The 5,958-nt window shown below is 65.1% G+C and carries 5 protein-coding genes; all 5 read left to right on the forward strand.

From position 1 onward, the window contains the following. The first annotated feature begins 199 nt into the window (after positions 1–199). The 5 genes from FJ386_14765 (at position 200) to FJ386_14785 (ending at position 5,810) form a co-directional block, all read left to right on the forward strand. The gene (locus FJ386_14765; GenBank protein ID MBM3877948.1) at positions 200–1,639 is read left to right on the forward strand and encodes a DUF1501 domain-containing protein; all 1,440 of its coding nucleotides are present in this window, start codon (positions 200–202) and stop codon (positions 1,637–1,639) included. A gap of 25 nt (positions 1,640–1,664) precedes the next feature. Then, a complete protein-coding gene (locus FJ386_14770) occupies positions 1,665–2,354 on the forward strand; it encodes a hypothetical protein (protein MBM3877949.1) in 690 nt (229 codons plus the stop codon). Between the two features lie 34 nt (positions 2,355–2,388). Next, positions 2,389–3,231, forward strand: coding sequence for a ThuA domain-containing protein (locus FJ386_14775; protein ID MBM3877950.1), 843 nt, complete (start codon positions 2,389–2,391; stop codon positions 3,229–3,231). Between the two features lie 24 nt (positions 3,232–3,255). Then, the gene (locus FJ386_14780) at positions 3,256–4,527 is read left to right on the forward strand and encodes a serine/threonine protein kinase (GenBank protein MBM3877951.1); all 1,272 of its coding nucleotides are present in this window, start codon (positions 3,256–3,258) and stop codon (positions 4,525–4,527) included. Between the two features lie 197 nt (positions 4,528–4,724). After that, positions 4,725–5,810 carry a hypothetical protein gene (locus FJ386_14785; protein MBM3877952.1) on the forward strand — a complete coding sequence of 362 codons (1,086 nt, stop codon included), beginning with the start codon at positions 4,725–4,727 and terminating at the stop codon, positions 5,808–5,810. The last annotated feature ends 148 nt before the right edge of the window (positions 5,811–5,958 follow it).

The following is a 5,958-nucleotide window of genomic DNA, read 5'->3' on the forward strand; positions in this document are numbered from 1 at the left end:
CGGAGGGCGTGGACGTGTTGAGAGGTCCGCGGCTGTTGACCCGGTCCGGCGCGGATGCGACGATTCAGGTGCAGGGCAACCCGGAACTGGGCCAGAAGGGAATTCGCGTGGGCTTCCTGCCCACCGTGCAGGCCGACGGGGCGACCCTCGACTTGGGAATCAAGATCCGATTGCAGCCCGATGACGCGACGAACGAACCATGAAACCGACCCCACTTGATCCGGCAGCCACACGTCGCGACTTCCTCCGCAAGCTCGCCGCGGCCTCCACCGCCACGCTCGCGATGGGTGCGCCGCGGTTGATTGCCGACGAAAGGATCGCGCACCCCAAACCGACGGCTGACGCGTGCATCCTGCTGTGGATGGCCGGCGGGATGGCCGCGCCGGACACGTTTGACCCGAAGCGCTACCAGCCGTTCGCGGTCGGTGTGCCGGTGAAGAACATTCTCAGCACGTTTCCCGCGATCCCGACGGCAGTGGACGGCGTGAACATCTGCAAGGGCCTCGAGCACGTCGCGAAGGTCCTTGACCGCGGCACATTGATCCGCAGCGCGGTGCAGCCTGACCTCGGCCACATCCTCCACTCGCGCCACCAGTATCACTGGCACACCGGTTATGTGCCGCCGCAAACCGTCGCGTGCCCCCACATTGGCTCGTGGATTGCGAAGGTGCTTGGACCGCGCAACCCGGTGATGCCCCCCTTCATCAACATCGGCCAGCGCCTCGAGGGCGTTGGGGAACAGGAGGAACTCAAGGCCTTCACCACCGCGGGCTTCTTTGGCAATGAGTTCGGGCCGATGAACCTGCCGTATCCCGATGAAGCCGCGCAGTCCGTGCGGCCGCCGAAGGGGATGGATGCCGGGCGTTTCGAGAATCGCGAGAAGCTCTTCCGCAAGCTCGTCGAGAAGTCGCCGCAGCGCGCGTATCTCGGCGATTACCAGCAGCAATCGATGCTCCGTGCGATGGACAACTCGTTCCGCCTGCTCAGCTCGAAGGAGCGCGCGGCGTTCGACCTCGCCGATGAACCGAAGGAGAGCCTCGACGAATACGGCGCGGGCCGCTTCGGTCGCGGGTGCCTGCTCGCGCGGCGGCTTGTCGAGAACGGCGCGCGATTCGTCGAAGTCACCACGGAATACGTGCCGTTCCTTCATTGGGACACGCACGCCAACGGGCATGAAACCGTCGCGAGGCTTCACGGCGAGATTGACCGGCCGATTGCCCGGCTCGTGCTCGACTTGGAGTCGCGCGGTCTGCTCTCGCGCACGCTCGTCGTCATTGCGAGCGAATTCAGCCGCGACGCCATTGTCGAGGGCGTGCCCGGTTCGAACGCGAAGGATCAGGCGACCGCCCCCAGCGAGACGCTCAAGGAAATGAAGCATTACGGACTGCACCGGCATTTCACCGGCGGCACGAGCGTGCTGATGTTCGGCGGCGGGATGAAGCGCGGCTTCGTCTACGGACAGACCGCGGATGAGCGCCCGCTCGTGGCCGTGAAAAATCCGGTTTCCATCGCCGATTTGCACGCGACCCTCTTCACCGCGATGGGCATCAGTCCGAAGACCGCGTTCGACATCGAGCAGCGACCGTTCTACGCAACCGAGGACGGAAAGGGCAGGGCGGTGAGAGAATTGTTCGCCTGAGACACGCGGCTGCCCGGCCTTCCTGATGAACGTCGTCATCACCTGCGGACCGGCGTGGGAGCCGATTGACCGGGTCCGGCGCATCACCAACTTTTCCACCGGCCGTCTCGGCATCACGCTCGCGAACACCTTCGCGCGCCTCGGATGGGACGTCGTCTGCTTCAAGGGCGAACAGGCCACCTGCCGCGACCCGCTCGATGCCCGCGTGCATTCCGTGGACTTCTCCACCAACGACGACCTCGCGGCCAAGCTCCGCGCCGTCGCCGGGAACATCCGCGTGGACGCCGTGCTCCATGCCGCGGCGTTGTGCGATTACAAGGTGGGGGAAATCCGCGCGGAAGACGGCCGCCCGCTCGAGTGCCAGAAGCTGCCCACGCGCGAGGGCCCGATCCAGTTCCGGCTCGTTCCCGCGACGAAGATCCTGCCGCAGTTGCGCGGCCTCTTTCCCGGGGCGCGGATCATCGGCTGGAAATACGAGCTTGACGGCTCGCGCGAGGATGCGTTCGCGGCCGCGAGGCGGCAACTGCGCGAGGCGCAGTCCGACGGCTGCGTGCTGAACGGCGCGGCTTACGGCGCGGGCTTCGCGTGGGTCACGGCGGTCGCGCCGGTCATCGAGCTTGGCGATGCCGCGGCGCTTTGTGATTGTCTGGCGCGCTGGTTGCGCGCGGCGCTTCCTGAACAAGCCTCGCGCGCGACGCGTCCAGTGCACGGCTGATTTCCAACCCCGTTCAACCCACTCAACCCACCCAATGAAAACTCACCCACTCGCTTCCATCATGGCACTGGCCACGGCGCTCGCCTTCCCTGCGGCTGCGGCGGACTCCCCCAAGCCGCTTCGCGCGCTGCTCGTCCTCGGCGGTTGCTGCCACGACTACACCCGGCAGATGGAAATCTTGAAGAAGGGTCTCGAAGCCCGCGCCCACATCGTCGTCGAGGCGTCCTTCAACCCGGACCGCAGCACGAAGGCGAAATACGAGGCTTACGAAAAGCCCGATTGGTCGAAGGGCTACGACGTGATCATCCACGACGAGTGCAGCGCCGACGTGAAGGACGTGGAATACGTGAACAACATTCTCGCCGCCCACAAGGCGGGCGTCGCGGCGGTGAACCTCCACTGCGCGATGCACAGCTACCGGGTCGGGAACATCCGCGACCCGGTCACCCCCGGCAGCCCGGACGCGCTGTGGTTCGACCTCCTCGGTCTTCAATCGACCGGCCACGGCCCGCAGGAGCCCATCGAGCTCAAGTCCGTCGCGAAGGATCATCCGATCATGAAGGGCTGGACTGACTGGACCACGATCAAGGAGGAGCTCTACAACAACATCAAGATCTTCCCCACCGCCACCCCGCTTGTGCGCGGCCGGCAAATCATCAAGCAACGCGACGGCTCGACCAAGGATGCCGAGGCCGTTGTCGCGTGGGTCAATCAATACGGCAAGGCGCGTGTCTTCAGCACCACCATCGGGCACAACAACGAGACCGTGGCCGATGCGCGCTACCTCGACTTCGTCACGCGCGGCCTGCTGTGGAGTTGCGACAAGTTGAACGACACGTATCTCAAACCGCAGCCCAAGACCACCGCAGCCCGATAATCCGGCAACATTCCATCCGTCACTATGCGGCCACTCATCCGTGCAACCGGCTCAGTCATCGCGCTCGCGGTCGCCACGTCCATCCACGCCGCCGCCGCGGATTGGCCGCAGTTCCGCGGCCCGGGCGGCAACGGCATCAGCGACGCCAAGGGCGCTCCGCTCAAGTGGAGCGATTCCGAGGGAATCGTCTGGAAGACCGATCTTCCCGGGCCGGGCACATCGAGCCCGATTGTCGTCGGCAACAAGATTTTCCTCACCTGCTACACCGGCGTGCAACCGGGACGCGGCGCAAGCCTCGATGCGTTGAAGCGGCACCTCCTGTGTCTCGATCGCGCGACAGGCAAGCTGCTTTGGAATACACCCGTTGCCGCAGATCTACCGGAGCAACCCGGCATCCGTGAGGATCACGGTTACTCGACGAGCACGCCCGTTGCCGACGCCGAGCGCGTGTATTGCTTCTTCGGCAAGTCGGGCGTGTTCGCGTTCGACCATTCAGGCAAGCAACTGTGGAAATCCAGCGTCGGCACGCAACTCAACGGCTGGGGCTCAGCCACGTCGCCCGTGCTTCACAAGGACCTCGTGCTCGTGAATGCCAGCGTCGAGAGCGGCTCGCTGGTCGCGCTCGACAAGAAGACCGGCGCTGAAAAGTGGCGCGCCCGCGGCATCAACGAGTCCTGGCACGCGCCGCTGGTCGTTCCCGGCCCGGGCGGCAAAGCCGAGGTGGTGACCGCGCTCATCCAGAAGGTGCTCGGCTTCGACGCGGACACCGGCCAGCAGCTTTGGACCTGCTCGACCGGCATCGGCTGGTATATGTGCCCCACTCCCGTCGCCCGCGACGGCATCATCTACGCGATCGGCGGACGCAGCCCCCAGAACGCGCTCGCGATCAAGGCTGGTGGCCGGGGCGACGTCACAGCCACGCACCGGATGTGGAAAATCGACAAGGGCTCCAACGTCTCGTCGCCCATCCTGCACAACGGGCATCTCTACTTCGCGAGCGACAGCCTCGGCGTCGCCTATTGCGTGAACGCAACGTCCGGACAGCTCGCTTATGAGGAACGGCTCGGGTCGCGGCAGAGTGGATTCTACGCGTCTCCCGTGCTGGCCGACGGCAAGCTCTATTACCTGGGGCGTCAGGGCCAGTGCGTCGTGGTCTCGGCGACGCCAAAGTTCCAGCAACTTGCCGAAAACACGCTCGAAGGCAACCGCGGCGCGTTCAATGCCTCGCCCGCGTTCGACGGCAACCGCCTGCTCCTCCGCTCCAATCGCTCGCTCTACTGCATCGGCGCCAGGTAGCACGACTGCCGCATCGAAGTGGCCACCGGCTGGGCGCCGATGCGGGCGCCTTCGGTTCAAGCACGGCTGCTGCAGTGCCCGGGTTTGAGCTGGCATGAAGTTTCAATCGCGTCAGCGCACGGACAAGCCCGGTGTTGATCACGCCGCGTGGCAAGCTAAACTGCCCCGGACGTGACTTCACACAACCCACCCAAACCATGACCACCCCGACTCAAATTTCACGCCGGCGTTTCGCCGCCACGCTCGCCACTTCTGCCGCCGCGCTCGCGGCGCCGCGGGTGCTCACGGCGCAGAAGTCCGACACGCAACTCGTCATCGGCGAGGGCGCGCATCGCTTCGAGGTGCATCACAACTGGGCGCAGCTCCCCGCCCAATACACCTGGCAAACCACGCACAATGTCGCGGTGGACAAGGCGCAGAATCTCTACGTCATCCACGAGGGCCGCGAGAACTTGAAGGACCACCCGTCCATCTTCGTGTTCGACCCCAAGGGCAGGTTTGTCCGCGCGTTTGGCCAGCAGTTTCAGGGCGGCGGTCACGGCATCGAGGTCCGCGCCGAGGGTGGCACGGAGTTCCTCTACGTCTGCGCCTACCAGCAGGTGAAGGCCTTCGCGAAGATGACGCTCACCGGCGAAGTCGTCTGGGAAAAATACGCGCCGATGGACAGCGGCGTCTATGCGAAGGACGAGGACAAGGTCCGCGTGAAGCGCTGGGGCCGCGACGCCTTCATGCCGACGAACTTCGCGTTCCTCGACGACGGCGGCTTCCTCCTCACCGATGGCTACGGCTCCTTTCACGTCCACCGCTACGACAAGAACGGAAACTGGCTCTCGAAGTTTGGCGGGCCGGGCAAAGGCGAAGGCACGTTCCAGACGCCGCACGGCATCTGGATTGACCGCCGGCCCGGACGCGAGCCGCGAGTCGTCGTGTGCGACCGCGCGAATCACACGCTTCAGTATCTCACGCTGGACGGCAAATACATCGAGACGCTCAAGGGCTACGGCCTTCCGGCGAACCTCGACTCATGGAAGGATTTGCTGCTCGTGCCCGAGCTCCACGCCCGCATCACCTTGCTCAACTCGAAGAACGAAGTCGTCGCGCGCCTCGGCGAGGACGTGGAGCGCGTGACCAAGCTGGTGAAGGACGTCCGCGGCGACAGCGCCAAGTGGATCGCCGGCAAGTTCGTCCACCCGCACGACGCTTGCTTCGACGCCGCCGGCAACATCTTCGTCGCCGAATGGGTCGCCACCGGCCGCATCACAAAGCTACGCAGGCTGGCGTAAATGAAATCGGTGCGGACGACTCGTCGGTGCGCTGCGTTTTCTTTCGCACTCCTCGGCGTCCTCTGCGTCTCGGGCTTGGGATCGCGCGCCGCCGTGCACCCGGACCTCGTGGTCTTCCTCACGGACGACCAGGGACAACTCGACTCCA

The sequence above is a fragment of the Verrucomicrobiota bacterium genome, from assembly GCA_016871675.1.
Taxonomy (GTDB): Bacteria; Verrucomicrobiota; Verrucomicrobiia; order Limisphaerales; family VHCN01; genus VHCN01.